This window comes from Paracoccus benzoatiresistens, from assembly GCF_026913015.1.
Lineage (GTDB): Bacteria > Pseudomonadota > Alphaproteobacteria > Rhodobacterales > Rhodobacteraceae > Paracoccus > Paracoccus benzoatiresistens.
Map to the genome: position 1 here is coordinate 1 of NZ_JAPTYD010000050.1, position 23,500 is coordinate 23,500.

Annotated in this window: 21 protein-coding genes and 3 pseudogenes; 15 read left to right on the plus strand and 9 right to left on the minus strand. The window is 62.0% G+C overall.

All coding sequences use genetic code 11. The features are described from left to right. The first annotated feature begins 147 nt into the window (after positions 1-147). A complete protein-coding gene (locus OU682_RS19385) occupies positions 148-297 on the plus strand; it encodes a hypothetical protein (RefSeq protein WP_268943859.1) in 150 nt (49 codons plus the stop codon). Between the two features lie 87 nt (positions 298-384). On the opposite strand, the gene OU682_RS19390 is transcribed toward OU682_RS19385, so the two are convergent. The 8 genes and pseudogenes from OU682_RS19390 to OU682_RS19420 all read right to left on the minus strand — a co-directional run bounded on the left by OU682_RS19390 (position 385) and on the right by OU682_RS19420 (position 5,184). Next, the gene (locus OU682_RS19390) at positions 385-1,242 is read right to left on the minus strand and encodes an EamA family transporter (protein WP_268943860.1); all 858 of its coding nucleotides are present in this window, start codon (positions 1,240-1,242) and stop codon (positions 385-387) included. A 196-nt stretch (positions 1,243-1,438) separates the two neighbouring features. Further along, on the minus strand, positions 1,439-2,062 hold the full coding sequence (wrbA, locus tag OU682_RS19395) for an NAD(P)H:quinone oxidoreductase (protein WP_268943861.1): 624 nt from the start codon (positions 2,060-2,062) through the stop codon (positions 1,439-1,441). A gap of 95 nt (positions 2,063-2,157) precedes the next feature. Next, entirely contained in the window at positions 2,158-3,054 is an 897-nt protein-coding gene (locus OU682_RS19400) for a LysR family transcriptional regulator (RefSeq protein WP_268943862.1), read from the minus strand. 128 nt (positions 3,055-3,182) lie between these two features. Then, positions 3,183-3,530 carry a transposase gene (locus OU682_RS19405; protein ID WP_268943863.1) on the minus strand — a complete coding sequence of 116 codons (348 nt, stop codon included), beginning with the start codon at positions 3,528-3,530 and terminating at the stop codon, positions 3,183-3,185. A gap of 195 nt (positions 3,531-3,725) precedes the next feature. Further along, positions 3,726-4,172, minus strand: a complete 447-nt coding sequence (locus tag OU682_RS19410; protein ID WP_268943878.1) for a transporter — start codon at positions 4,170-4,172, stop codon at positions 3,726-3,728. A gap of 88 nt (positions 4,173-4,260) precedes the next feature. Further along, positions 4,261-4,311, minus strand: a pseudogene (locus OU682_RS24330) (hypothetical protein); the annotation flags it as partial. Continuing rightward, positions 4,299-4,715, minus strand: a complete 417-nt coding sequence (locus OU682_RS19415; protein ID WP_268943864.1) for a transporter family protein — start codon at positions 4,713-4,715, stop codon at positions 4,299-4,301. The gene OU682_RS19415 and the pseudogene OU682_RS24330, both read right to left, overlap by 13 nt. Before the next feature lie 14 nt (positions 4,716-4,729). After that, positions 4,730-5,184, minus strand: a pseudogene (locus OU682_RS19420) (DUF3604 domain-containing protein). A gap of 116 nt (positions 5,185-5,300) precedes the next feature. Here OU682_RS19420 and OU682_RS19425 point away from each other — a divergent pair. The 11 genes from OU682_RS19425 to purU all read left to right on the plus strand — a co-directional run bounded on the left by OU682_RS19425 (position 5,301) and on the right by purU (position 18,305). Further along, positions 5,301-5,846: a helix-turn-helix domain-containing protein gene (locus OU682_RS19425; protein WP_268943866.1), complete on the plus strand. Its 546-nt coding sequence runs from the start codon at positions 5,301-5,303 to the stop codon at positions 5,844-5,846. Between the two features lie 254 nt (positions 5,847-6,100). Continuing rightward, the gene (locus OU682_RS19430; RefSeq protein ID WP_268943867.1) at positions 6,101-7,069 is read left to right on the plus strand and encodes a taurine ABC transporter substrate-binding protein; all 969 of its coding nucleotides are present in this window, start codon (positions 6,101-6,103) and stop codon (positions 7,067-7,069) included. Positions 7,070-7,125: 56 nt separating this feature from the next. Then, positions 7,126-7,932 (plus strand): taurine ABC transporter ATP-binding protein, encoded by an 807-nt coding sequence (locus tag OU682_RS19435; RefSeq protein ID WP_268943868.1) that lies wholly within the window; start codon positions 7,126-7,128, stop codon positions 7,930-7,932. Next, a complete protein-coding gene (locus OU682_RS19440) occupies positions 7,929-9,164 on the plus strand; it encodes an ABC transporter permease (RefSeq protein WP_371832280.1) in 1,236 nt (411 codons plus the stop codon). Before OU682_RS19435 ends, OU682_RS19440 begins: the two co-directional genes overlap by 4 nt. Before the next feature lie 63 nt (positions 9,165-9,227). Beyond that, a complete protein-coding gene (locus OU682_RS19445) occupies positions 9,228-9,581 on the plus strand; it encodes a cupin domain-containing protein (RefSeq protein WP_268943869.1) in 354 nt (117 codons plus the stop codon). Positions 9,582-9,906: 325 nt separating this feature from the next. Further along, positions 9,907-12,339 (plus strand): GcvT family protein, encoded by a 2,433-nt coding sequence (locus OU682_RS19450; RefSeq protein ID WP_268943870.1) that lies wholly within the window; start codon positions 9,907-9,909, stop codon positions 12,337-12,339. 13 nt (positions 12,340-12,352) lie between these two features. Further along, positions 12,353-14,797, plus strand: coding sequence for a GcvT family protein (locus tag OU682_RS19455; protein WP_268943871.1), 2,445 nt, complete (start codon positions 12,353-12,355; stop codon positions 14,795-14,797). 34 nt (positions 14,798-14,831) lie between these two features. Next, positions 14,832-15,590, plus strand: a complete 759-nt coding sequence (locus OU682_RS19460; RefSeq protein ID WP_268943872.1) for an electron transfer flavoprotein subunit beta/FixA family protein — start codon at positions 14,832-14,834, stop codon at positions 15,588-15,590. Then, complete coding sequence (locus OU682_RS19465) at positions 15,590-16,516, plus strand: electron transfer flavoprotein subunit alpha/FixB family protein (protein WP_268943873.1); 927 nt, start codon at positions 15,590-15,592, stop codon at positions 16,514-16,516. The genes OU682_RS19460 and OU682_RS19465 overlap by 1 nt, the downstream gene beginning before the upstream one ends. 2 nt (positions 16,517-16,518) lie before the next feature. Further along, the gene (locus OU682_RS19470) at positions 16,519-17,424 is read left to right on the plus strand and encodes a bifunctional 5,10-methylenetetrahydrofolate dehydrogenase/5,10-methenyltetrahydrofolate cyclohydrolase (protein WP_268943874.1); all 906 of its coding nucleotides are present in this window, start codon (positions 16,519-16,521) and stop codon (positions 17,422-17,424) included. Continuing rightward, positions 17,421-18,305, plus strand: coding sequence for a formyltetrahydrofolate deformylase (purU, locus tag OU682_RS19475; protein WP_268943875.1), 885 nt, complete (start codon positions 17,421-17,423; stop codon positions 18,303-18,305). The genes OU682_RS19470 and purU overlap by 4 nt, the downstream gene beginning before the upstream one ends. A gap of 344 nt (positions 18,306-18,649) precedes the next feature. Here the strand turns inward: purU and OU682_RS19480 are convergent, their stop codons facing one another. Beyond that, positions 18,650-19,663, minus strand: a complete 1,014-nt coding sequence (locus OU682_RS19480; RefSeq protein WP_268943876.1) for a substrate-binding domain-containing protein — start codon at positions 19,661-19,663, stop codon at positions 18,650-18,652. Positions 19,664-19,767: 104 nt separating this feature from the next. Here OU682_RS19480 and OU682_RS19485 point away from each other — a divergent pair, with 104 nt between their 5' ends. The 3 genes and pseudogenes from OU682_RS19485 to OU682_RS19495 form a co-directional block, all read left to right on the plus strand. Beyond that, positions 19,768-22,092, plus strand: a complete 2,325-nt coding sequence (locus OU682_RS19485) for a DUF1989 domain-containing protein (RefSeq protein ID WP_268943877.1) — start codon at positions 19,768-19,770, stop codon at positions 22,090-22,092. An 8-nt stretch (positions 22,093-22,100) separates the two neighbouring features. Further along, on the plus strand, positions 22,101-23,090 hold the full coding sequence (locus OU682_RS19490; protein ID WP_329609836.1) for an ABC transporter substrate-binding protein: 990 nt from the start codon (positions 22,101-22,103) through the stop codon (positions 23,088-23,090). A 62-nt stretch (positions 23,091-23,152) separates the two neighbouring features. Further along, positions 23,153-23,422, plus strand: a pseudogene (locus OU682_RS19495) (ATP-binding cassette domain-containing protein); the annotation flags it as partial. Positions 23,423-23,500 lie beyond the last annotated feature (78 nt).

Sequence of the window (23,500 nt, forward strand, 5' to 3'; positions counted from 1 at the left end):
GCTCCGGCTCGCGCAGGATCAGGCTTTCGAATGGCGAGCGGCGAAAGCAAATCACCGTGCTGGAAGTGGCCGCTTCGCGAGCGGAGATTGAGACCGTTCTTGTCGAGGCAGGCTTCCCGCCGCTTAGGCCGCGTAAGGGTTCCGATCATGTCGCGTCTGTCCTCCGGGTTCCTCGCCACCGCGATAGTGATCGCACTGGCCCTGGGGTCGATCCAAGTGCAACTGGTCGACGCCGGCTCCCTGCCCACCGGAAGCACCTATGCCCCCGCCGTAGCGCACTGGGGCACTGAAAAGTAAAGCGGGCCACTCCGGTTGGAGGGGCCCGTTTGGATGCGTGGTCTTCGTTTCCGAGGTTATTGTTGACGGTCGCGCCAGGCGAGGACATCAGGCTCCCTTGGGTCGTGATACCCGCTGACCGATCCAGATCGACATCAACACTGCGACCGCCCCCAGCACCTGGACCGGTCCCAGCGCCTCACCGAGGACCTGCCAGCCAAGCACGACCGCGACGACGGGGCTTAGCATCCCGAGAAGGGAGACCGTCTGCGGTTCCAGACGTGCGATCCCGCGCAGCCAGAGGCCGTAGGTCAGCGCCGCCCCAATCAGCACCAGCCACGCAAGCCCCGCGACGTGGGACAGAGTCAGCTCGGGCAGCGGCGGCTCGAAGAGCACCGCGAGAAGGGACAGCACCAGCCCGCCCGCGGTCAGCTGCCAGGCGGTGAAGGCAAGAACCGGGACTTGTGGCTGCCATTTCCGGCTGAGGACGGTGCCTGCGGACATGGAGACCGTCGCCACTGCTGCGGCGGCAACGCCCAAGGGGTCATAGGCCGTGTCGGGGCCGACCAACATCAGCGCCACGCCCGCTGCCCCGGCAAGTGCCGCCGTGACTGCCATCGGCCGCAGACCTTGACCCAGGAGACCGCGCGCGAAGACCATCACCATCAGCGGCTGGAGCGCCCCGATCGTTGCAGCGGCACCCCCGGGGAGCCGGTATGCCGCCACGAAGAGCAGCCCCCAGAAGATCGAGAAGTTTAGCGTTCCCAGCACAAAGACCCGGCCGATCCAGTCCCGGGGAGGAAAGTGGCGCGTAACCAGTAAAAGCAGCAGGCCCGCGGGCAAGGCCCGCAGCGCCGCAAGGGTCAGCGGATAGCCATCGGGAAGCCATTCTGTAGTCACCAGGTAAGTGGTGCCCCAGACTGCCGGGGCCACCGCCGTCAGCGCCAAGTCTGCCACGCGCGCCATTACCAACCCCCTAGGTGATGGGGTTCATGGAGACGCGAACGGCCTGCTGGGTGGGGTAATCCAGGCCGATGTCTCGTGCGATATGCGGGCCGACCCTGACTGCAAGTGCGTCAGCTGCAGCCGCGGCCCGACGGGTCCGCATGGCGTGAAGATACCTGCGAAGCATGGCGGTTTCCTTTAGGCTTGGTTTGGAATGTCAGGCCGCTGCGCGCAGGGCGGCACCGGCGGTCAGTTTCGCGGCGATCTCCGCAACATGGGCCCCAAGGAAGCGTGCGCCCCGAAGGTCGACCTCGTTCGGGAGGAGCGATCCATCGGCCCCGGCGATGGTGCCAGCGCCGTAGGGCGCCCCGCCAATGATGCGCTCAGAGGTGGTCTGTCCGGCAAAGCTGTAGGGCAGGCCCGCGATCAGCATGCCGAAGTGCTGCAGCGGGATCTGGGTCGACAGAAGCGTCGCCTCGTGCCCGCCGTGCTGCGACCCGGTCGAGGCGAAGACGGCACCAACCTTGCCGACCAGGGCGTTGCGGGCCCAGAGGCCGCCCGCCTGGTCAAGGAACTGCTTCATCTGCCCGGCCATCAGGCCAAAGCGGGTCGGGGTGCCGAAGATGATGCCGTCATAATCGGCCAGCTCCGAAGGCTGGGCCTCAGTCGTGTCATCCGCAATGAAGCCCGAGCTTTGCCGAACGGCCTCGGGCACCGTTTCGGGCACGCGTTTTACGTCGACGACAGTGCCAGGGACTTCGGCTGCGCCGTCCGCCACAGCCTTAGCCATTGCGCGAACATGGCCGTAGCTGGAATAGTAAAGAACGAGAATTCGGGTCATGGCTTCCTCTGGGATAGCTGTTGCACTGTTCCAGAGATCGGTCATTGGCGGCGGCGGAAAAATCCGTCCTGCGGCAAATCAGTCTTTACGCAGGCTCATGAATGCAGGTCCGAAATTGCCTCCTTCAGCGCCCGCAGGAAGGCGCCGACCCTGCCGTCCTGTCGCGCCCCTGCTGGCAGCACCGCCCAGACCGCGCGGGTCGGCAAAGCGTAGTCGGGAAGCACGCGAACCAGCACTCCGGCTTCCTCGGCCGGGCCGGAAATGAAGTCGGGGAGCGTTCCAAGGCCCATCCCGGCCACCAGCAGCTCCACCAACACAAAACTGTTGCCCACCCTGACCTTGGGATCGACGGGCACCGAGATCTCCCCGCCGGGACCGGTGAGGTCCCATGTGTCCAGGTGCTCGGACAAGAGATATCCGCAAGTCTGGTGGTGGCGGATGTCTTCAGGTGTCGTAGGGCTGCCGTTCCGCGCCAGGTAGTCGGCAGAGGCGAAGATCCCTACCCGTACTTCGCCCAGCTTGCGGGCCCGCAGGGTGGAATCCTTCATGCTGGACCGGATCCTCAGCGTCAGGTCGAACCCGCCCTCGACCATGTCGATCACGCGGTCGTCCAGCGTCAGGCTGACGCGCAGGTCGGGATACTGTTTGCAGAACCCGGGCAGCATGGGTGCAACCACCACCTGTCCGAAGGACGATGGCGCGTTCACCTTCAGATGTCCGCTGACGACCCCCGCTGTTTTCTGGATACGCTCCTCGAAGCTGCCCACCGCCTGCAGGATGACCAACGCCTCGTCATAATAGGTGCGGCCTGCCTCGGTCAAGGTCATCCGCCGGGTGGTCCGGCTGAGAAGCGCCACCCCGAGGCTCGCCTCCAGGCGGCTGACTTCGCGGCTGAGAAGGGCGGCGGAGACGCCAAGATCCTCGGCGGCACGGGTAAAGCTGCCGCGATCGACGATCCGGCAATAGGCCTGCATGGCGGAAAGCTTGTCCAATCACCCACCCTGCCACGTAGCTTGAGCAATCATGTGGTGTATCCGGGGATCGATGCAACCTTGTGCTTCAGGCGTGACGGTCAGAGGGCCGACCAAAGCACTCTGGACCTGCACCGGTTCTGTTCCGGTCAGGTGTTCATGTTAGGCGGCCCTCTGTTCGAAGGCCACGGGTGATTTCCAGCCGAGGACTGAGAATGAGCCTGGAGGCTGCGGACAAAAAATCCCGTCTTCACAACCAACTGGTCGATCTTGGCATGCAGCATCTCAACCTCCTGACCGGATATCGTCGGCTCAGCAGCCTTCTTGCTGCCAAAGACGGAAGCCATGTTCTCGATCGCAGTTCTCTTCCAGCCCGTAATCATGGTGGGGTGGATGTCGTACTTCTTGGCCAACTCTGCCGCGGTCAACTCCTCACGGATGGCTTCAAGAGCCACCTTCGCCTTGAGCTCGGCCGAATAGCGTTTCCGCTTCGTCATACGGACCAGTCCTTCGTCAATCGCCAAAGCTTAGCAACTGGTCCGAATTCCTGCGACCAACTCTCGAAAGGGGTGGCGACACGAGGAGCCGCCACCCGGAACCCTCCTGATGCCAGCCAAGAAAAATCTGTGCGCTGGAACCCGTATTCGTAGTTCCTCGTGTCGCGGCCGGGGCGGATCTCATCCTGCCGGCCCTCAGAAGGAGAGTGCGAGGCTGACCGTGAAGGTATCGCTGTCGAAGCGCCGCTTGGCAGCGAACTCGGTCACGTAATTCATTTTGAGGCTGACATCGGCGCCGACGAGCTTTCCTCCGCTGTAGATGATGATAGGACCGGCCCCCGCGACCCGCGCCTGAAGGCTGTCCGCGCCGAGCGCCGAGCGGGTCTGTTCCGCGTCGCTTCCGCTGTCGTCGTCGAGCTGCTGGTAGAGGTAACCCTTCAGGCCGAAGCCCCATCCCGACCAGATGCGCTGGACCACCGCGCATTCGAGCTGGATGGCCGGGGCAGTCTGGTAGTTGGTGGCACTGTTCTCGGAACTGAACAGAAGGCTTACCGCGCCCGAGGCCTCCAGCCCTGTGTAGGTGTCGAGCCACGTGGCCGCGACGAAGGGCTGGAATCTCCAGACGTTTTTGCCGTTCGACAGGGGCGTCGACGGTTCTCTCTTGCACGTTCACGCGCGCGAGCTGGTAGTCGCCTGTGGGTGTATAGATGGACAGACCAGTGCTGTAGTGCAGCTTGTCGCGATGCCAGCCGACGAGCCCGGTCAGGATCAGGTCGCCCACACCGGACGTACTGTCGTCGATTGCCGCTCCGTCGAGGGCGTTGCGACGGCAGTCCAGGTCAGATCGTGGCTCACGATGGGGATGGTCAGGTTGACGGCCGGGGTGCCGCCCCACAGCTCGGTCGCGAACGACTGCGTGATCCCGACCCGCAGGAGGTTGGGCTTCAGGTCGGTGTCCGCCCGGATCGGAAGGCCGCCGACCGACAGGCCGTCGGCGCTGCCTTCGAGGTAGTCGTAAGTGAAGGACAGGTAGGTGCCGGGCGGCAGGACAATCCCGGCGAAGATGTCCCGCGTGCCCATGAGGTAGGCGCCGATCCCGCCCTCGACCGCCAGCGCCGGCGCAGCGGCGAGCGCAAGCGCGGTGCCGAGCGCAGCGACCCGCAGCGGCTGTCTGCTTGTCGGCATGGCCGCACGTCCATTCATGGCAGGTACCAGATAGGCGAAGTCCAGGCCCGTTCCTGAAGCGTGACCGGCATCCCTTCGAGTAGCGGCATGCCGTTGCGGACGGCATCGTGGGTTGTCCAGCGCGGGGTCGGGATCTCGATCACGCGCACGTAGTAGAGCGCGGGCTGCGATGGATCGAAGTCGTCGTCGGTCCAGTGCCCGATGAGGTCGGGCGCGCCAATGTCGTTGGTATAGGTCGCGGTCGCGGCGTCGACCGTGTTGCGCTCGGGGGGCAGGCGGCGTCGGCGCCGGGCACGCGCCCATCCGACCAGACCACGTCGATGATGCGCTCCTGCGGCTCGCCTGCCGCATCGACCCAGCACTTGACGATCTGGATGCGGTCGAGGTTCGCGCCGACGGGATCCTTTTCCTGCAGGAGCTTGCGGCTGCGCAGCAGGGCGCGGTGCTTCTGGCTGGCTAGGGTCTTCACAGGTCACGCCATCAACGTCATTTCCTTACCGAGAAGGTCTGCAAATTGCAGTATGAAATAAGTGTTGAGAATTTCACGTAGATAGGCACCATCATCTAAAGGGAGGAGAATGATTCGTGACTTCGGGCGCAGACCTTCGGACTTTAAGGAAGAACCGCTCTCTCACCTTGGCTCAAATGGCCGAGGCGATGAATAGATCCTTAGGCTGGATGTCACAGGTCGAACGGGATGTGTCGCGCATCAAACCCGACGACCTTCAAAAGCTGGCAAGAATTCTGGATGTGGCGCCATCCCTTTTGCGGCAACCGCAGGCCGAGGTACCACAGGAAGAAGGCCGAATCGTCCGCGCCGGGCGGCGTCGCGCCGTTGGCCATCGGTCAGAAGGTCTGATCGAGGCGCTGATTTCGCCCGATCTCACTGACAGCTTCGAGATCGTTCATTCGTCCTTTCTGCCGGGGCATTCATTGCCGAAACCGGTGCGCCGGGAGACGCAGGAAATCGGGTTCATGCTTGCCGGGCAATTAGACCTGTCCTTTGGCGATCAGACCTTCACGGTCGGGCCGGGCGACAGTTTCCGCATCCGGAACGAGCCCTATTCCTGGTCAAACCCCTATTCCGAAACTGCGGTAGCGTTGTGGGTGATCTCGCCGCCGATTTATTAACCGGGAGCGTAGACACCTTCCCAGCTACTGCCTGATCGATAATTCGATCGCCGCCAAAAGCGATACCTCCCCTGCCAAGCTGTAGGGGTGGTCGATAGTTCAGTGCGGAGCGCGCGACCGCAGCTGATTGCCTTTCCAGAAGCCCGACCGTCGGACCAACTGGCGGCAAACTGACGACTGCATGCTCCGCCTGCAGTCTGAAGCGTCACACCAACAGAGGATACGATATGAAGATCATATATCTGACGGGACCGATGGCCCTGCTTGCCTCATTCACTGCACATGCCGCAGTCGCGCAAGACTCGGTGACCGTCGCCTATTTTCAGGAATGGCCCATGCCCTTCCAATACGCCAAGGCCAACGGTCTTTATGACAAGAAATTGGGCGTGTCCGTCAACTGGGTTGCTTTTGATTCCGGCACCGCGATGTCGGCGGCGATGGCTGCAGGCGATGTGCAGATTGCGCTCAGCCAAGGCGTGCCGCCCTTTGTGGTTGCAACTTCCGCGGGGCAGGACCTGAAGGTCGTCGATATCGCGGCGTCCTATTCCGATAACGACAATTGCGTCGTCGCATCTCGGATGGAAATCGACAAGGATAGTGTGGGTGAACTGGCGGGCGCGCGGGTCGCGCTGCCGGTCGGCACCATCGCGCATTACGGGTTTCTGCAGCAGATGGCCCATTTCGGCGTCGATCCTGCCAACATGATCATCGTCGACATGGCCCCGGCCGAGGCAGCTGCCGCTTTTGAGCAGGGCAGCATCGACATGGCCTGCGGATGGGGCGGTGCGCTGAACCGCATGATGGAATACGGCAACGTGCTTTTAAGCGGCGATGAGAAGGAAGCCGCCGGAATTCTGGCCTTTGATCTGACCACCACGACAGGCAGCTTTGCCGCCGAACAGCCGCAATTGCTGGCTGATTTCGTGGCACTGACAGCCGAAATGAACGAAATGTGGAACGCGGGCGACAAGCGGGATGAAATGCTGCCCGTCATCGCGCAGGACGCGGGGATGGATCAGGAAGCCGCAGCGGCCGTAATCGACAATTTCAAGTTCCTCTCTCCCGAACAGCAGCTGTCCGACGACTGGCTGGGCGGTCGTGTGACCGGCTATTTCGATGGTGTGGCGTCGATGTTCCAGGAGCTTGGGAACATTCCGTCGGTCCAGGACAGTTATGCCGAATTTGTCGATCTTGCGCCGCTGCAGTCTGCTGCTGCGCGCTGACCGATGCGGCGGACGGCGGAACGTCCACCGGCTTTCCCGAAGGTAGGAGATGGCTGATGTCAGGCCTGAGGCTTAGGAATATCTCGATGCGCTTTGACCTTGCGAACGGGTCGCATGTTCAGGCGCTGCAGGACGTGTCTCTGGATCTGAGGCCAGGTCAACTCTTGTCGATCCTTGGGCCGTCGGGGTGCGGGAAATCAACGCTTTTGAACATAATGGCGGGATTTTTGGCGCCGACGGGCGGGCAGATCACGTTGAACGGTCATGCGGTCAAGGGCCCCGACGCCGAACGCGGCGTAGTGTTTCAGAAGGGTGCGCTGTTCGAATGGATGAACGTGCGTGACAATGTTTCGTTCGGACCACGCATGGCTGGTCAGCGGGAATCACAATACGGCGCCCATGTCGATCACCTTCTGGAGATCGTGGGCCTGGAGGATTTCCGCGAGAAGGCGATCTACGAGCTGTCGGGCGGCATGCAACAGCGCGTCGCGCTGGCGCGGTGCCTGGCCAATGACCCCGATGTCATCCTGATGGACGAACCGCTTGGAGCGCTGGACGCGCTGACGCGGGAGAAGATGCAGGCAATGGTCCTGAACCTGTGGAAGGAGACTGGGAAGACCGTGATCCTGATCACCCATTCCGTAGAAGAGGCGCTGCTGCTGGGGGAAAGGCTGATTGTCATGGCCCCGCGACCGGGCCGGATTTACAAGGAATACCAATTGCCTTTCGCCGATCAAGGCGTAGGTCAAGACCTGAGGCAGATCAAGAAGCTGCCCGATTTCGCCGCCCGTCGCGAAGAAATTCTGTCGATGATCTGGAATATGGAAGAGGAGATCATGGGTCGTCAGGGGACTGCGGCATGACGGGACTGGCAATCCTTGTGGCCTATGCGGCGCTGTTTGCGGGCGCTGCCCTGATGGTCGGCTTGATCCGGCGCCGGATTAGGCCGCGCAATGACTTCACCAGTCTCAAGACGGTGACCTTTGGCGATGAAAGCGCGATCACCCCAGATCGAGCGGCCTCGGCCATCTCGATCCTGGTGGTGTTTCTGCTGTGGGGCACCTTTACCGGCTCGCGCCTCGTGCCGTTCCATGTGCCGGGGCCGTTCATCGGCGAGACCGGGTTCAGCTACCAGGCGACCGGCGAGGACGGCCAGCCGATCAAGGGCCAGGTGCAGGTCTTCGCCGGCATTGAGGCACCGGTGGAAGGGATGCAGGATGGGGCGGACAATGCGGTCGTCGCCGCAATTCCCCGCGGGCGCGATCAGCTGATCCAGTTGCCCGGTGACGCGCTGGCCACCAGCGTCGATGGCCGAGCTATCGCGCCAGGCGGCAGCCTGCGGGTCGATCACGGCACGGTCAGCATGACCGCCAAGGGCACCCTGAGCTTTGTCGCCGACAAGGGTTTGCAGATGGACCCGATCTGGCTTCCCTCGCCCGAGGCGGTTGCCGGCCGTTTCGTCCAGATCACGCAGACGGGCTACCAGAATTTTACCCTATGGGAACACTTGGGCGCCTCGCTGTTGCGGGTTCTCGCCGGTTTTGCCCTCGGGTCTCTGGTGGGAATTCCGCTTGGCTATGCGATGGGGTTGTCGGGCTGGTTCCGCGGCTGGTTCGATCCCATCGTCGAGTTCATGCGCCCGGTGCCGCCGCTGGCATTGATTCCGCTGGTGATCATCTGGTTCGGCATTTGGGAAACCGGCAAGGTGGTGCTGCTGTTCCTAGCAGCGCTGTGGGTGATGACCATCGCCGCGCGGGCGGGCGTGTCGGGTGTGAACATCACCAAGGTCCACGCCGCCTATTCGCTGGGCGCGTCGAAATGGCAGCTGCTGCGGCATGTGATCCTGCCCAATTCCCTGCCCGAGATCTTCACCGGTGCGCGGGTGGCGATGGGCGTCTGCTGGGGCACGGTCGTGGCCGCCGAACTGGTCGCGGCGCAGAAAGGGGCGGGCATGATGATCATCGCTGCCTCGAAGTTCCAGCTGACCGATATCGTCCTGATGGGCATCATCCTGATCGGCATGATCGGCTATGCAATTGACGTCCTCATGCGCCTCGCAGAACGAAAGCTCGTCCCCTGGAAAGGCCAAAGCTGAGGTTGCCCGACCCTCGGCAAGGGAGCGATCCGGCAAGACTGTCCCGAAAAGGAAGAAAATACCATGAAGGTCATCTCATTCACCGACCTGCCTCTCGAAAGCAGCCAGCGCCGCCTGGCAGATCTGCCCGACCGGGTGGTCGAAGGTGATCCCCAGCACAAGACCGACCTGCTGTTCCGTAGTCCTGACGGGGCGGTGATCGCGGGCATCTGGACCTCAACCCCCGGCAAATGGCATGCGTTTACCGATCGCGACGAATTTTGCCACATTATCGAGGGCCGCTGCGCCCTGATCGCAAGCAACGGCGAGAGGCGCGAGTTCACGGCTGGCCAGTCGTTCCTGATTCCAAACGGCTTTACCGGCCATTGGGAAATCATCGAGACAACTACGAAGCACTTCGTTATCAGAGAACACTGAAAAACCAACTTCACCGGTATCCCAATGCATTTTCTGCCTGCGCGATAACGCATCAGGATGCTTTTGCACGTCAAAACGCCAGTTCTTGCCGTCAGCATAAAATGAAAGAATACGACAAAATTTCATTGCCAGATCGTGAAGAATCGGACACTATTTTCACATGATAAGGCTGGTTCGGCCCTGTCGCCATCGGGCATCCGGGCATCCGGGCATCCGGGCATCCGGCGAGCCGCGAAAAGGGGGCAAGGGCAGTTCTTCGCCACCACCAGATACGATCTGTCGGCAGGATTACGGATCGGTTTCACTTTCTTTTAGAGGTCCATGGATGACTTTTCCGTCAACAGCACGAGTGGTGATTATAGGCGGTGGGGTGGTCGGCGTCTCAGCGCTGTATCATCTTGCAAAGTCGGGCTGGAAGGATTGTGTCCTTCTGGAAAAGAACGAATTGACGGCGGGCTCGACCTGGCATGCGGCGGGGAACTGCCCAAACTTTGCGGCGAATTACGGCGTGATGAATATGCAGCGCCACGGGCTGGCACTGTATCGCGGCCTGGCCGAGGAAGTGGATTATCCGATCAACTATCACGTCACTGGCGCAGTCCGTCTTGCCCACAGTCATGAGCGCATGATGGAATTCGAGCGCGTGCGCGGCATGGCCGCCCATATGGGTCTTACCATGGACATGTGCACTCCCGAGGAACTGCGGCAGCATTTCCCCTTTATGGAAACACATGACCTGGAAGGCGGGCTCTGGGATCCGTTGGACGGGGATATCGATCCCAGCCAGGTTACGCAGGCGCTGGCCAAGGGCGCGCGGACGCATGGCGGCACCATCCTGCGCTTCACGCCGGCCATCGGTGTCAGCCGCAAGGATGGCGAATGGGTCGTCCATACCGAAAAGGGCGATATCCGCTGCGAATACGTTGTGAACGCTGCGGGCTACTATGCCGCGCGGGTCGGCGAATGGTTCCTGCCGCATGGCGGCCGCCCCGTGCCCCTGACGGTGATGAGCCACCAGTATTTCCTGACCGAAGCCATCCCCGAGGTCGCTGCCTGGACCAAGGAACAGGGACGCAAGCTGCCGATGCTGCGCGACGTGGATAGCTCTTACTATCTGCGGCAGGACACGTATTCGCTGAACCTGGGACCATATGAACGGAACTGTCAGGTAGGTTGGGCTTCGGGTCGGGACATGCCGGAAGATTTCAGCTTCCAGCTCTATCCTGACGATCTGGACCGGCTCGAATGGTATATCGAGGATGCGATGACCCGCGTGCCCCTCCTGGGGACGCAGGGTGTCCAGCGCAATATCAACGGCCCTATCCCCTATGCACCCGATGGGCTGCCGATGATTGGACCGATGCCTGGCGTGCCAAACGCGTTCGAGGCTCACAGCTTCACTTTCGGGATCGCGCAGGGCGGCGGTGCTGGCAAGGTCCTTTCGGAATGGATCATGCACGGCTGCACCGAATGGGACATGTGGTCGGTCGATCCGCGCCGCTTTACCACACATGCGGATGACGCCTATTGCATTGGCAAGGCGATGGAGACGTACGGCCACGAATACGCGATGCATTTCCCGCATCACGAATGGCCGGCTGAACGCAATCGCAAGCTGTCGCCGAACCACGCTCGGCTGATTGCGGATGGTGGGCAGATGGGCGCCTATAATGGCTGGGAACGCGCGAACTGGTTTGCGAAGCCGGGCGATGACACCTCCGAGAAATCGACCCTGACCTGGGATCGCAGCGGGCCGTGGGAACCCCGCGTCCGTGCCGAGGTCGAGGCCGTGCGGGACGGTGTCGGCGTGATCGACCTCTGTGGGTTTTCGCGCTTTTCCCTATCGGGCGAGGGAGCTGCCGAATGGCTGCGCGGCATGATCGCGGGCGGCTTGCCTAAGATTGGACGCATGAATCTGATCTATTTCCCCGACAATCGCGGCCGCGTTCTCACTGAGATGTCTTGCATCCGCCACGCCGAAGATGAGTTCACCCTGATGACCGCCGCCGTGGCGCAGTGGCACGATTACGAGGTACTGTCGCGCAAGCTGCCCGATGGTCTAACCCTGATCGACCGCAGCGCCGATGTGACGGCAATGCTGGTGACGGGGCCGAAATCGCGTGATCTGCTGGCCAGGATCTCGGACGCCGATCTGTCGCTTGGTTGGCTGTCGCATCAGCAGGCGACAGTGGCAGGCAGGCCCGCGATGCTGGCCCGTGTGTCATTCGCCGGCGAGTTGGGCTGGGAGGTTCACGCCTCTCCAGCCGACGCCGCCACCATCTATGAAGCGATCCGCGATGCAGGCGCCGCGCCCTTCGGAATGTATGCGCTGAACTCAATGCGGATTGAAAAGGGCTATCTGTCCTGGAAGGGCGATCTGTCCAGCGATTACACGCTGATGGAAACCGGGCTCGGCCGCTTCGTGAACTTGGAAAAGCCGCAGGACTTCCCTGGCAAAGCCGCGCTACAGACGCAAACTCTTCCGAGCCGTCGCCTTGTAACCCTGGTTGTCGAACCTGGCCGGCGAGACGCCCCCTACATGGCCGCGGCATTCCACGACGGCACTCGCGCGGGCGAGGTCCTGTCCTCGGCCTATGGCTATCGCACCGATAAGGCCATCGCGATGGCGATGCTGGCAAGCGATGCCGCGACGCCGGGTACTGAACTCGAGATCGAAATCTATGGCCAGCGGCTGAAGGCTGTCGTGCAGGAAAACAGTTGCCTCTGGGACGCCGACAACAGCCGCATCCGCGCTTGAAAGGACAATGAACATGGCACTGCCCCCTGAAAAGGCACGCGTTGTCATCGTCGGCGGCGGGGTGATCGGCTGCTCGGTGGCCTATCACCTGACGAAGCTGGGCTGGAAGGACGTGGTCCTGCTGGAACGCAAGCAGCTGACGTCGGGCACGACCTGGCACGCGGCGGGTCTCATCGCGCAATTGCGGGCCTCGCAAAATATGACGCGGCTCGCGAAATACAGTCAGGAACTGTATGGCAGCCTGGAAGAGGAAACCGGTGTCGCGACCGGCTTCCGGCGAAACGGCTCTATCACGGTTGCCTTGTCCGAAGAGAGGCGTGAAGAGATCCTGCGGCAGGCCTCCATGGCTCGCGCCTTCGGCGTCGAGGTCGAGGAGATCAGCCCCTCGGAACTGCAGAGCCGCTATCCGCATCTGAACATCGACGGGGTGAAGGCTGCCGTCTATCTGGGCAAGGACGGGCAGGGCGATCCGGCCAATATCGCGCTGGCCCTGGCCAAAGGCGCGAAACAGCGCGGCGCGCAGGTGCTGGAACGCACCAAGGTCACGGGCTTTCGCCGCGAAGGTCGCCGTATCACCGGCGTGTCCTGGGAGGCCGAGGGCGCAAGCGGCATGATCGATTGCGATCACGTCGTGAACTGCTCGGGCATGTGGGGTCACGAGGTCGGCCGCAAGATGGGCGTCAACGTGCCGCTCCATGCCTGCGAGCATTTCTACATCGTCACCGATACCGTGCCGGGCCTGCAGCAGCTTCCCGTCCTGCGCGTCCCCGAGGAATGCGCCTATTACAAGGAGGACGCAGGCAAATTCCTTTTGGGCGCATTCGAACCTGTCGCCAAGCCATGGGCGATGAAGGGCATCCCCGAGGACTTCGAATTCGACCAGCTGCCCGAGGACTTCGACCATTTCGAGCCGATCCTGGAAATGGCCGTGAAACGTCTGCCGATCCTTGCGGAAACCGGCATCCATACCTTCTTCAACGGGCCGGAAAGCTTTACGCCAGACGACGCCTATCATCTGGGGCTAGCGCCCGAGATGGACAATGTCTGGGTCGCAGCGGGCTTCAATTCCATCGGCATCCAGTCGGCCGGCGGCGCGGGCAGCGCGTTGGCATCCTGGATGGATACCGGCGAAAAGCCCTTCGATTTGGGCGATGTCGATATCGCCCGGATGCAGCCCTTCCAGGGAAACAGGCACTACCTGTTCGAGCGGTCCAAGGAGACGCTGGGCCTGCTTTACGCCGATCACTTCCCCTATCGCCAGAAGGCCACCGCCCGGGGCATCCGCCGCTCGCCCCTGCACGAGGCCTTGAGGGCAGAAGGCGCGGTGATGGGCGAGCTGGCGGGCTGGGAACGCGCGAACTGGTTCGCTGACGCGGGGCAGAAGGCAGAATATGAATATTCGTGGAAACGCCAGAACTGGTTCGACAATGCCGCCCGCGAACACAAGGCGATCCGCGATAATGTCGGCATCTACGACATGTCGTCCTTCGGCAAGATCCGGGTCGAGGGACCGGACGCGGAAACCTTCCTGAACCACATCTCAGGAAGCGATCTGTCGGTGCCGGTGGGCAAGATCGTCTACAGCCAGTTCCTGAACAGTCGCGCGGGGATCGAGGCCGATGTCACCATCAGCCGCTTGGCCGAGGATGCGTACATGGTCGTCACGCCGGCGGCGACGCGGCAGGCCGATCAGGCCTGGATGCGCCGTCACCTGGGCGATCACCGCGTGATTCTGACAGACATGACCGCCGCCGAGGCCGTGATCTGCGTTATGGGGCCAAACAGCCGCGCGCTGTTGCAGAGCGTCTCGCCCAATGACTTCTCGAACGCAGTCAATCCCTTCGGAACATGGCAGGACATCGAGATCGGCATGGCCCTGGCCCGCGCCCATCGCATCACTTATGTAGGCGAGCTTGGGTGGGAAATCTATGTGTCCACCGACATGGCCAACCATGTCTTCGAGGTGCTGTGCGAGGCGGGCCGCGGCGTGGGGGCAAAACTGTGCGGGCTGCACATGATGGACAGCTGCCGCCTGGAGAAGGGCTTCCGGCACTTCGGGCATGATATCTCGGCCGAGGATCATATCCTGGAAGCAGGTCTCGGCTTTGCGCTGAAGAAGGGCGAGGGCGATTACATCGGCCGCGATGCCGTCATGCGCAAGCGCGAGGCCGGGCTGAACGCGCGACTGGTGCAGTTCAAGCTGACCGATCCCGAGCCGCTCCTGTATCATGCCGAGCCGATCCTGCGCGATGGCAACATCGTCGGCTTCCTCAGCTCGGGTGGCTATGGCCACCATCTGGGGGCAGCGATGGGCATGGGCTATGTCCCCTGCGAGGGTGAAAGCGTGCAGGATCTCCTGGCCTCGGATTACGAGATCGAGATCGCCGGTCAGCGGGTGCGGGCCCAGGCGTCGTTGCAGCCGTTCTACGATCCGAAGGCCGAGCGGGTGAAGGTCTAACACCTTGCAATTAGATATGACGAAAGGCGCAACCATGAAGATCCTCGTGCCGGTAAAACGTGTGATCGACTACAACGTGAAGGCCCGCGTGAAGGCGGACGGATCGGGTGTCGATCTGGCGAACGTCAAGATGTCGATGAACCCCTTTGACGAGATCGCGGTCGAAGAGGCGATCCGGCTGAAGGAAAAGGGCGCGGCCGAGGAGGTCGTGGTGGTGTCCATCGGCGTCAAGCAGGCGGCCGAGACGCTGCGCACGGCGCTGGCCATGGGCGCGGACCGCGCGATCCTGGTGGTTGCCGCCGATGACGTGAACCAGGACATCGAGCCGCTGGCGGTGGCCAAGATCCTCAAGGCCGTGGTCGATCAGGAACAGCCCAGGCTGGTCATCGCCGGCAAGCAGGCGATCGACAACGACATGAACGCGACCGGGCAGATGCTGGCGGCGCTGCTGGGCTGGAGCCAGGCGGCCTTCGCCTCCAAGGTCGAGATCGCGGGCGACGCCGCCCAGGTCACGCGCGAGGTGGACGGCGGGCTGCAGACCATCGAGGTCAGGCTGCCGGCGATCGTGACCGCCGACCTGCGCCTGAACGAGCCGCGCTATGCCAGCCTTCCCAACATCATGAAGGCCAAGAAGAAGCCGCTCGATGAGAAGACCGCCGCCGATTACGGCGTCGACGTCACGCCGCGACTGGAGGTGGTCAACACCCGCGAGCCCGAGGGCCGCAAGGCGGGGATCAAGGTGAATTCGGTCGACGAACTGGTCGGCAAGCTGAAAGAAGCGGGGGTGATCTGATGGCTGTTCTTCTTCTGGGTGAAGTCAACCACGGCACGTTGAACCGCGACGCCACCGCCAAGGCGGTCGCCGCGCTGACGCCGCTGGGCGAGGTGACGGTGCTCTGCGCGGGTGCGCATGCCCGCGACGCCGCCATCGAGGCCGCCGGGATCGCCGGCGTCGCCAAGGTGCTGGTGGCCGAGGACGCGCGCTATGGCCACCGCCTGGCCGAACCGACCGCCGCGCTGATCGTCAGCCTGGCCGGCGATTATGACCATATCGCCTCCCCCGCCACCACGGACGCCAAGAACGTGATGCCGCGCGTGGCCGCGCTGCTGGACGCGATGGTGATCCCCGACGTCTCCAAGGTCATCGACGCGGCGACCTTCGAGCGTCCGGTCTATGCCGGCAACGCCATCCAGACGGTGCGCTCGCGCGATGCCAAGAAGGTGCTGACCGTCCGCACCGCCAGCTTTGACGCCGCCGGCGCCGGCGGGTCGGCCCCGGTGGCCGATGCCACGCTGGCCGAGGATCCGGGCCTGTCGAAATGGGTGAACGACGAAGTCGCGGCCTCGGACCGGCCCGAGTTGACCTCGGCCGGGCGCGTGGTCTCGGGCGGGCGGGGCATCGGCTCCAAGGAGAACTTTGCAATGATCGAGGCGCTGGCGGACAAGCTGGGCGCGGCGGTCGGCGCCTCGCGTGCGGCGGTCGACTCAGGCTATGCCCCGAACGACTGGCAGGTCGGCCAGACCGGCAAGGTGGTCGCGCCCGAGCTCTACGTGGCCGTCGGCATCTCCGGGGCCATCCAGCACCTGGCGGGCATGAAGGACAGCAAGGTCATCGTCGCCATCAACAAGGACGAGGAAGCCCCGATCTTCCAGATCGCCGACTACAGCCTGGTGGGCGACCTGTTCACCGTGGTGCCGGAACTGACCGGAAAGCTGTAAGAATGACAGCCCAAATCATCGATGGCAGATCTTACGCCGCGGCCCTGCGCGCCGAGGTGCGAGAGCGGATCGCCATGCTGCACGGCCGAACCGGGCTGACGCCGGGCCTTGCCGTGGTGCTGGTGGGGCAGGACCCGGCCTCCGAGGTCTATGTCCGTGCCAAGGGAAAGCAGGCTGTCGAAGCTGGAATGCGAAGCTTTGAGCATCGCCTACCCTCCGACACACGGGCGGAGAACCTGCTCGACCTGATCCATCGCCTGAACGACGACCGACAGGTGCATGGAATCCTTGTGCAACTGCCGCTGCCCGCGCATCTGGATACACGGGCGGTGATCAATGCGATCTCACCGGTCAAGGACGTGGACGGGTTCCATATCTCAAATGTGGGGATGGTCGGCACCGGGCAGGACGCGATCGTGCCCTGCACGCCGCTTGGCTGCATGATGATGCTGCGGCAATACCATGCGGATTTCCGGGGCATGACTGCTCTGGTGATCGGACACTCAAACATCGTCGGCAAACCGATGGCACGTCTGCTGCTGAATGCAGATTGCACGGTGATGGTGTCGCATAAACACTCTACCAATATCCCGGATCTGGCTCGCATGGCCGACATTGTCGTCGTGGCGGCCGGGGTTCCGGGACTGGTTCGCGCCGAATGGATCAAGCCTGGCGCAACGGTGATCGATGTCGGAATCAACCGCATTGAACGCGACGGCAAGCCTGCCCTTGTCGGCGATGTCGATTTTGAGAATGTTCGCCGTGTCGCGGGCGCGATAACCCCGGTTCCAGGCGGGGTCGGGCCGATGACGATTGCCTGCCTTCTTGCCAATACGCTCAGCGCGTTCTGCCATCAGAACGGGCTTGAGGATCAGCCCCTTCTCATGAGCCAACAGGATCCGAAATGACCAAATTCTGCCTCACTGTCACGTGCACTTCGCGACGCGGGATCGTGGCAGCGATCTCGACCTTCCTGGCCGATCATGGCTGCAACATCACTGACAGCAGCCAGTTCGACGACCAGGAAACCGGCCAGTTCTTCATGCGTGTCAGCTTTACCCCAGAGGAGGGCGCTACGTTATCCGAACTGAATGAGGCTTTCGCCCCCGTCTCGAATGAATTCGGCATGTTGTTCCAGTTTCATGACGAGGCCGCCAAGATGCGTGTCGCGATCATGGTCAGCCGTTTCGGCCACTGCCTGAACGACCTGCTTTACCGTGTCCGCATCGGGGCCCTCCCGGTGGAAATCGTTGCCGTGATCAGCAACCACATGGATTACCAGAAAGTTGTGGTGAACGCCGATATCCCCTTCCACTGCATCCGCGTCACGAAGGAGAACAAGTCCCAGGCCGAAGCCGCAATCATGAAGATCGTCGAGGAAACCGGGGCCGAACTGATTGTGCTGGCGCGCTACATGCAGGTTCTATCCGATGAGATGTGCCAGAAGATGTCGGGCCGGATCATCAATATCCACCACTCGTTCCTGCCGAGCTTCAAGGGTGCCAACCCCTACAAGCAGGCATACGAACGCGGGGTGAAGCTGATCGGCGCGACCAGTCATTATGTTACCGCTGATCTGGATGAAGGCCCAATCATTGAACAGGATATCGTGCGCATCACCCACGCCCAAAGCGCGACCGATTACGTAAGCCTCGGCCGCGATGTCGAAAGCCAGGTTCTGGCGCGTGCAGTCCATGCGCATGCCCATCACCGGGTCTTCCTGAACGGCAACAAGACTGTTGTATTCCCGGCCTCGCCCGGATCCTACTCCAGCGAGCGGATGGGCTAAGGTCAGTCAAGACCGCTTTCAGCATTCCTTGGGAAGCGAGAACGGTTGGGGTGGAACCTGCCATCGATGCGAATGGGCAGAGCTGCTGACCATGCGACAGGGAAAGGACATTCGCGGGCAGCCCGCCAACCAGGGGTGAAGGTGCCGCAGGCCTATCTTTTTTATTGGGGTCGGGATAAGGTCGAGGATGTCACAGGCGGGCTGTAGCGACCAGCTTCGCGTGCTCGCCCCCATCGAGCAGTTCGATCCTGGTCATGGGCGAATAAGGGACAATGTCTCCGCTGCGCGGGCAGAACTTGCGAAATCTTGAGCGGACCCGCAGCAGAGCTCCTGAGGGTACGGCACTAACCAGCAGCGCCGGCGGTCGATTGCCTGACAATCAACTCCGGCCACAGTTCTTGTGATTGCGGGACCTGCTGTTGTTCGACCCAATCGGCAAGCGCCTTGCCAGCCTCACAACCCATTTCACGCACCGGCAACCGGACTGTCGTCAACGGCGGGTCCGAGAATGTGGACGCGGGCAAGTCATCTATGCCCATCAGGGACATGGAACGTGGCACCTCAATCCCATTGCACCGCAGTGTGAACAACGCGCCCGTGGCCAAGACGTCCGACAGGCACAGAAGCGCGCTGACATGCTTTCCTGAGGAAAGAATACGGTTTGCAGCAGTGCTGCCGCCACCAAGTGACAGATGGCTTTGATGGAATGACAAGCGGACAGGCAGTCCGGCGTCTTTCAGCCCTGCGATGCGGGCGCGGGTACGGTCGTTGTTGTGTTTTGGACCATGGATGACGGCAATATCGCGATGCCCAAGTTCGGTAAGGTGCCGCAGCGCGATCTCGGCAGCGGCGCGATTGTCATAGCCGATCGTTGGGAAGCGATAGCCGGCGTCGAAATAAGAGGTTGCGATGGCGGGCAACTGTGTCCGTTCGATCAACCGATAGAGCACGTCGCTGTGGGTGATGCCCGACACGATCAGCCCTTCCACTCCGATATCGACAAGACGCTGTGCCTTCTCCGCCTCTTGTTTGGGGTCATCACTGGTCGTGGCAACGATCAACGACAGGCGATATGGAGCCAGCTGGCTTTCGACAGCATCCAGAAAGCGCGCAAAGATAGCGTTGTCGAGTGTCGGGATCAAGGCGCCGACAATCCTGGTACGCCCCGAATTTATGGCACGTGCCGCCGCGCTCGGGACAAAGCGCAGCTCATCTATCGCGGCTTGAACCCGTGTGCGGGTTTCTTGGGTAACTGCCTCGGGCGCGTTCAGGACGCGCGAAACCGTGGCAACCGACACGCCCGCCGCAGCCGCAACATCGCGCAGATTTGCCCGTCTTCTGCCCATCTTTGTCGTCATCAGCCACGCCTTCCCCCTATGAAGTCATAAAAGCCTTGACACATGTAACCAGTTACATCAATGCTTGGTACTAGTTACATTCCCATCTTGCCACGGATAACCTGATGTTTGATGACTACACCCTACGCAAGTTCAGCAATATCGGCCTCCGTTCACGCGCCCGATCCTTTCCAGGGTTCGGCGCGCCGACCTCGATTCGTTGCGTCTTGGCGCCACGTCAGGCACTTCGCATCGACCTGGGAGCCGGCGACCTTCTTTCATTGGATGGACTTGCCCCACTGGATCACGTTCAGCTTCTGGCCTTTGATGGTCGAGGTCGTCAGGCTCTGGAGCAGCTAGGCCTTACCGCATCGCATACACCCGATCCGACCAGATTCGACAGCACAGGATTAGCAGGGTGGATCGCGCGAAACGGGGGCGATGCGAATGCGCTACCCCAAGCGGCACAGATCAAGGGAACGGGTGAGATCATCGTTCTGCGGGCGACTGCTGCGATAACCGTCTGGCTGCTGCGTCCGGCCTCGGCGCAGGATTTGGTTGTCTGCAGTGGGGGTGGTACCATCGCCGTCGCGCACCAGCCGGTCGACACCGGGTCCCCGATTCTGCCGCCGCTTCTGGGCGACCTGCGCGACGAATTCACGGTCCTGCGCGGTACCGCGCAAGCCTATGAGCTTCGCAAGGGCGACTATGTCCAGATCATTGATGTTCATGGTCAGCAATGTTCGGACTTCATGGCATTTCGGGGCGACGGCCTGTTGCGCGGCGAAGAGCTGATGATCGACAGTACCGCGACGCGTTCGATGGTGCGGAGGTCCTATCCGGGGCCGGGACTTCTGGACAAGTTCTTTGACCGGGACATGCGCCCGCTGTTGAATGTGGTGCAGGATACCTGCGGGCGTCACGACACTTTCGGCCTTGCCTGTACGGCGCGAGGTTATGAGGAACGTGGTTTTCCAGGGCACCTGAACTGCTCGGACAACATGTCCTATGCACTGCAACCGTTTGGGGTGGCCCGTCGGAATGCTTGGCCCGCTATCAACTTCTTTTGGAACACATGGATTGATGCCCGGTCGCATCACATCCTGACCGAGGAATCCTATTCGCGCCCGGGCGATTACGTGACCATGTGCGCGATGGACGACTTGGTCTGCGTTTCAACCGCCTGCCCCGATGATCTTGACCCAATCAACGGCTGGAACCCCACTGACATTCACGTGCGCATCTATCGGCCCGACACGCCGATCCGCCGCGCCGTCGCCTATCGCGAGAAAGAGGACGCCCAGATGCTGATCAGCGAAGAATCCGCTTTCCACGAAAGGCTCTCTCCGCTGACCCAGCACTTTTCGGCGGCACGAGATCTGTGGGTGCCCGTGTCTTTCCCGTCGGTGGGCACGATCGGGGAATACTGGGCCTGCCGCACCGCGGTCACCGTCCAGGATATGAGCGGGTTGCGGAAGTACGATATCGTCGGCCCGGATGCCGAGCGCCTGCTGCAGCGGGCGCTGACCCGCGATATCGCAAAGCTATCGGTCTGGCGCGGCACCTATGCGCTGATGTGCGATGACAGTGGCACCGTCGTCGATGACGGCACCCTTTTCCGCATCGGCCCCGAGTTGTTCCGCTGGTGCTGCGGCAGCGAGGAAAGCGGCCGCGTGCTGGCCGAACTGGCTCGACAAGAGGGCTGGCAGGTTCGCATCAATGCCATGCGGAATGCGCTGCCGAACCTCGCGGTGCAGGGACCAAGATCGCGGGACCTGCTGCGCAAGATCACCTTCACCCAGCCGACGGTTCCCTCGCTTGAACAGCTGAAATGGTTCGGCGTCACCGTTGCGCGACTGGGCGACCGCGAAGGGCGTCCCTTCATGCTGTCGCGTTCGGGTTATACTGGCGAACTTGGCTATGAACTGTTCTGCGCCAAGTCCGACGCGGTTGCCCTGTGGGACGCGGTGATGGAGGCGGGCGAGGAATTCGGGATCACGCCCATGGGCTCGGCTGCACTGGATATCATTCGGATCGAAGCCGGGCTTGCTGCCGCCGATGCAGAATTCGCACCGGGTGTGGATGCCTTCGAGGCCGGGCTGGGCTTCGCCGTCGATCTGAACAAATCGGATTTCGTCGGCCAAGCCGCACTCAAGCGCAATGCCGCAGATCCCCGACGCGTGCTGAAAGGGCTGATCTTCGATTGCGCCGATGTACCGGCACATGGCGCCCCTGTGCTGTGCGGCGAGCGGCAGGTCGGGGTGATCACCTCGGCCACGCGGTCGCCGACCCTCGAATGCAGCATCGCGATGGCGCGAATTGCAGTGGAACACGCGGCGAACGGAACGGAGCTTGACGTCGGGATGATGAATGGACGGATGAAGCGGCTTGGCGCATCCGTGACGGACATTCCCTTCGTCGATCCGCAAAGAAAGAAAGCAAGAGCCTGAACAAAAGCTTGCCGATCAACAGGAGACGCAGAATGAGATATCTGACCACGACGGCGACCGTTACGGTATTTGCGCTTGCGGCTTCTGTGGCCACGGCGCAGGAGAAAGTCATGGTGGGCGAGCCAAGCTGGCCCGGCGCCAAGATCATGGCCCATCTGATCGGGCAGGTGATAGAAGGTCGCCTTGGGGGCGAGGTCGGTTATGCGCCCGGCGCCAATGCGGTGATCTTCGAGGCCATGGACGGGGGGCGCGGCGATATCGACGTACATCCTGACGTGTGGTTGCCCAACCAGGCGTCCCTGACGGATGAATATGTCGATCAGAAGGGGACGGTCGCGCTTTCGTCCGGCTTTTACGAAGGTCGCGCCGGCTTCTGCACGCCGACCTATATGGCCGAAGAGCACAATATCAGGTCGATCTTTGATCTGGCCACGCCGGATGCACAGGCGCTGTACGATTTCGACGGCGATGGCAAGGGCGAAATATGGGTCGGCGCCTCGGGCTGGTCTTCGACGAACATTCACAAGGTCAAGGTCCGCGACTACGGCATCGAAAGCTTCCTGGAACCCAGCACCGAGGACGAAACGGTTTTCTATTCTCGCCTGAAGGACGCGATCGCGCAGCGCAAAGGCGTCGTGTTCTACTGCTACAGCCCGCATTATGTCCACGCGCTGTACGACGTGACGATGATCGAAGAGCCGGAATACGACCCCCAGCAATATACGATGATCCAGCCCGATCAGGACGCCGATTGGTATAACAAATCCAAGATCACCAGCGGTGATGAAATCAAGACCGTGAAAGTGGCCTATTCAAGGTCGCTTGAAAGCCGCAGTCCGGCGGCCGCGTCCTTTCTGGCCAATATCGACATGGAAGAAGATGCCCTGTCGCAGATGACGGCTGAGGTCGTCGTCGAAGGCAAGGAGGTCGGCGAGGTGGTCAGCGCCTGGATCGCGGCCAATGGGGAAACAATCGACGGCTGGCTTGGCCTCAACTGAACCGGCACGGCCCCGGTTGACCGAAGCCAGGGCCCTGCAGCAGCCAGAAGAAAGGCACGGCAATGGCCAAGGATATTGCAATCGACGCCCGAGGCGTCTGGAAAGTTTTCGGCAAACGCGCTGATGAGGCCATGGCGGCGGTTCGCAGCGACGGGATCGGCAAGGCCGAGGTGCTCAAGCGGTTCAACTGCGTCGTCGGCGTGGCGGACGCGACATTCCAGATCGAACGCGGCGAGCTGTTCTGTGTCATGGGGTTGTCAGGGTCGGGCAAATCGACGCTGGTGCGCCATATCAACCGGTTGCTTGAACCTTCTGCAGGTCAGATCATGGTCGGGGTCGTGTCTCGGAAGTGGTAGAAATTGGACAGTGGCGTAATCTCCGGGTGAACTGACACCCACCCAACCGGCGGC

Bases quoted from the DNA above. Each gene is read 5' to 3' on its own strand.
- OU682_RS19460 (WP_268943872.1), top strand. From the start codon at position 14,832: ATGAAGATCCTCGTGCCGGTAAAACGTGTGATCGACTACAACGTGAAG.
- OU682_RS19470 (WP_268943874.1), top strand. From the start codon at position 16,519: ATGACAGCCCAAATCATCGATGGCAGATCTTACGCCGCGGCCCTGCGC.
- OU682_RS19450 (WP_268943870.1), top strand. From the start codon at position 9,907: ATGACTTTTCCGTCAACAGCACGAGTGGTGATTATAGGCGGTGGGGTG.
- OU682_RS19455 (WP_268943871.1), top strand. From the start codon at position 12,353: ATGGCACTGCCCCCTGAAAAGGCACGCGTTGTCATCGTCGGCGGCGGG.
- OU682_RS19430 (WP_268943867.1), top strand. From the start codon at position 6,101: ATGGCCCTGCTTGCCTCATTCACTGCACATGCCGCAGTCGCGCAAGAC.
- OU682_RS19465 (WP_268943873.1), top strand. From the start codon at position 15,590: ATGGCTGTTCTTCTTCTGGGTGAAGTCAACCACGGCACGTTGAACCGC.
- OU682_RS19415 (WP_268943864.1), bottom strand. From the start codon at position 4,715: ATGCCGACAAGCAGACAGCCGCTGCGGGTCGCTGCGCTCGGCACCGCG.
- OU682_RS19440 (WP_371832280.1), top strand. From the start codon at position 7,929: ATGACGGGACTGGCAATCCTTGTGGCCTATGCGGCGCTGTTTGCGGGC.
- OU682_RS19390 (WP_268943860.1), bottom strand. From the start codon at position 1,242: ATGGCGCGCGTGGCAGACTTGGCGCTGACGGCGGTGGCCCCGGCAGTC.
- OU682_RS19385 (WP_268943859.1), top strand. From the start codon at position 148: ATGTCGCGTCTGTCCTCCGGGTTCCTCGCCACCGCGATAGTGATCGCA.
- OU682_RS19480 (WP_268943876.1), bottom strand. From the start codon at position 19,663: ATGACGACAAAGATGGGCAGAAGACGGGCAAATCTGCGCGATGTTGCG.
- wrbA (WP_268943861.1), bottom strand. From the start codon at position 2,062: ATGACCCGAATTCTCGTTCTTTACTATTCCAGCTACGGCCATGTTCGC.
- OU682_RS19435 (WP_268943868.1), top strand. From the start codon at position 7,126: ATGTCAGGCCTGAGGCTTAGGAATATCTCGATGCGCTTTGACCTTGCG.
- OU682_RS19405 (WP_268943863.1), bottom strand. From the start codon at position 3,530: ATGACGAAGCGGAAACGCTATTCGGCCGAGCTCAAGGCGAAGGTGGCT.
- OU682_RS19445 (WP_268943869.1), top strand. From the start codon at position 9,228: ATGAAGGTCATCTCATTCACCGACCTGCCTCTCGAAAGCAGCCAGCGC.
- OU682_RS19485 (WP_268943877.1), top strand. From the start codon at position 19,768: ATGTTTGATGACTACACCCTACGCAAGTTCAGCAATATCGGCCTCCGT.
- purU (WP_268943875.1), top strand. From the start codon at position 17,421: ATGACCAAATTCTGCCTCACTGTCACGTGCACTTCGCGACGCGGGATC.